This is a genomic window from Rickettsia endosymbiont of Ixodes scapularis, from assembly GCF_000160735.1.
Taxonomy (GTDB): domain Bacteria; phylum Pseudomonadota; class Alphaproteobacteria; order Rickettsiales; family Rickettsiaceae; genus Rickettsia; species Rickettsia tamurae.
In genome coordinates this window covers 502,163-505,514 of record NZ_CM000770.1, presented here as the reverse complement: position 1 = coordinate 505,514, position 3,352 = coordinate 502,163, and the positions used below count along the sequence as shown (strand labels likewise).

Sequence of the window (3,352 nt, the reverse complement as noted above, 5' to 3'; positions counted from 1 at the left end):
CATGCAGATAACTGACTGAGTATCTCTATCGCAGTATATAACTCACGTCTTACATAACTGTTAAAGGATAGCCGTTTACTTATAAGCACTATCACGCATGGTGCTACCTGATCACCTCCTGTCTTGAAGTAATTTCTTCCGGATCATATCTAGAAGAGACATTGAATTTGATAAAACCCGAAATCATCAGGATCAATACAAGTATCGCCGGTACAACCCGGAAAGCAGCAATAGCGATATTAATAATGTAATAAAAATATTTTTGTTCATTTATTTTTTATGTGTTATTTCCATATGTCTCAATTTCAACGTCATTGCGAGCGACCGTAGGAAGCGTGGCAATCTCATGAAGCAGTATTAAATTCCTGAGATTGCTTCGTCAATTGCTATGCAATTTCCTCGCAATAACGGTGAAAATATTTACAATTATTCTTTCCTCTCTCCTTCCTCTTTCTTCACATCATTACGCTCAGCAAGGAATTTATTTGTAAATTCACCACCCCCTTCCGGTTTTCTAGCTTTATAATTTTGATCAATTATCTTGTCTTTGAAAACTCTAGCCGGAGCCATTGCAGCCTTTTTAATCGGTTTTGTTACCGAACCTATATCCTGCATAACGGCTCCCACAGGATCAGAACGTTCTTGATAATTTCCTGATATTCGTGCCGGTGTAACATTTGTAAGCATTCCGACTACTACATTTACAAAAGTTACTAAACCATATAACATCAAGCAATATGAATAAAATAATAAAGCCGTAGTAAATAATACTAAGAAAGTATTAGCGTTGTTCGTTAGAATATTAGAGCTACTAATTTCCGGAACATCCGGTACATAGAAAGGTATTCCGGGTAAGAACGGTAATGTAAAAGAGAAATTAATCGGAATACCAAGATTTGTTAAATCAAGCCCTATTTTTATCGGTATAAGAGTATCCCAACAGGCTCTAACTACCACTTTTAAAAGCTGCTCAGATAAAACCTGATCTATCAATAAAAAGAAAATCAATAATATTGTCGGCTGCACTACATAGCTAAGCAATGTCGATATCCAATTATCAAATAAACTTTTAGTTTTTTCAAATAACATTAATATTATGAAAAACGGTGCTAATGAAATCATAACAGTTACCCCTATGAATGCAATAACATAGCCTATTATAACTTCTAAAATAGCTCTAAAATAAGTAATAAGTGAATAAATGGTTATAATAGCGATAAATGCTAAACCATTATGTATTTGTAATAATTCAATAAATAGTAATCCCCAAATCCTACCGTTAGTATATTTATCAAATATAGGATCAATAAAACCAAAAATATTAGATCTAGAGCTTGTAGCACCTACTACGTTAGTTACAAAGAAATCAATACCGTCAGTAAATACACTAAAGAAGTATGTATTAAAGAAGCTCCAACTTTCTTCTCTAATTAAAAAAGCTACTATAGCTATTTTGCATATACGTGTTATTACTTCTACGGCAGTTAATTTTAATGCTCCTGCAACGAACATTAGCCCAAATATAGTAACATAAAGGGTTAATGCAGCTTTAGCTATATTCTGCACTGCAGAATTTTTAACTAACTTAATATAAAAATTTTGACTAAAAGTTCTAAACTGATCGGTAATAGGTTTAATAGCACCGTTATATATTATATCAGAAAACCAAGTCGTACCAGTATAATTAGCATAATTTACACTAACTACCCCTTGTATATTACTATTAGGATTTACTACCCTTAACCATAAATATCCATCTTGCGGTGCATCAGTCTCAAAGTTATAATCTACCGGCGTACCACGAACAGATGAATCAGGTAACGCACCATCAGATGTTATTAAATATTCTAACTTTATATTTTGTTGATCACCCGGATTAATTGAATTTGTCCCGTTACCTATTTCAACAATCATCGAATAACGACCGAAATATAAAAAATTAGCTGACCAATCGCTAGTATTTATATAGTTTACAAAACTATTATAATCAGGAAATCTGCCATTACTCCAATCACTCATTAAAACTGAATTACTAAACATGTTACTAACTTGCCAATCGCTAGTAAAATCCATAGTACCACCGATAGTGGCTTGATAATATATAAAACTACTTTGAGTGCTGCCTGAATTTACAAAACTCTGATCTCGTCCCTTAATAACCTGCCCGCCTACTTTAATTATCATCCCTCTACCTTGATCATAATAGCAAGCAGGGTTAGTATTTATACCGGCATTAGCAGGACAAGAATTAATTAAGCCCATGAAATTCTGTACCGCTCCCGTTATTATAGGCTTACCGACTATTACTCCATTATCGGTGTTTTTATACTTTGTAGCAGTACCCGTGCCGCTACATACACTTTTTCTTTCCTCATCTATCATATTACACACCTGCTCTGCAGAAGAGTAAATTATTCTATTATCAAAATTTCCAAGGTTACTTTGAGTATAAAGTGCAGAAGCAGCGAATATCGAACTATCAAGTTCCTGTGTTAAAATATTATCTACGGTATTAGGAAGTTTTGGAGTATTAGGGCTAAAAAAATTATCTTTACCAACTAAACTAATATTTACTACATCGCCGGCCTTAACTTCAATTCTCGAATTACCGTTAGAATAGTTAAAATATTTAACAGAATCAGACATTTTAGTAAATGAAAGTGCATCAAGGTTTTTATCAGGCGGTATAGCCCCCGGTGTTTCACTGTTATTGTCCGTAACAAAACGAGGAAATCCTAAAGCTTCAAATTGTAATTTAGAATAATTATAAGTTTTAATGAAAACTTGCGGCGTACTAAACCTTGGATCAATTCTATATAATACTAGATATTTTCTAGGTTCAGGAGTAATACCTGAAGTAGACCAATTTATTTTTAACAATTTACCTTTCTCAACAGTATTACCTGTTGATTGCCAAGTTCCGGCTGTAGATAAACTAATTCCTATATTACCCTCTTGAAAACTTGTAAATTCAGGCACTTCTAAACAACCGAATAAGCTTTTTAACCCGCCAAAACTGGTTGACATCCATGAAAAAGCATCATCGGCTTTAGCTGGCATCGCCATAAACAAAACTAATAAAACTAAACTCTTAAGAATTTTCATAATTTTAAATTGTTATCCAACACGTCATACCGTAACTTGTCCACGGTATCCAGTAAAAATGTCAAAAAATATACGTTGTAAGCTGGATACCGTGGTCAAGCCACGGTATGACACTTCCAGAGCCCTCTATTTCGGTGTTTCAGGTTTAGGCGGTTCTTCATTTGTCTTCTCACCCCCTTCTTTTGGCGTATTTTTCCTATTTTAAAATCAGGCCTGATCTAATGTCTTATTGCGTTTGTTTTAATCG

General features: G+C 33.9%; 1 protein-coding gene and 1 pseudogene. Both read right to left on the bottom strand.

Features of this window, described 5'->3' with window-relative positions; translation table 11 throughout:
* Positions 1 to 52 precede the first annotated feature (52 nt).
* A pseudogene (locus tag REIS_RS16950) lies at positions 53 to 270 on the bottom strand (hypothetical protein); the annotation flags it as partial.
* A 156-nt stretch (positions 271 to 426) separates the two neighbouring features.
* Positions 427 to 3,105 (bottom strand): type IV secretion system protein, encoded by a 2,679-nt coding sequence (locus REIS_RS02560; protein ID WP_008579700.1) that lies wholly within the window; start codon positions 3,103 to 3,105, stop codon positions 427 to 429.
* Positions 3,106 to 3,352 lie beyond the last annotated feature (247 nt).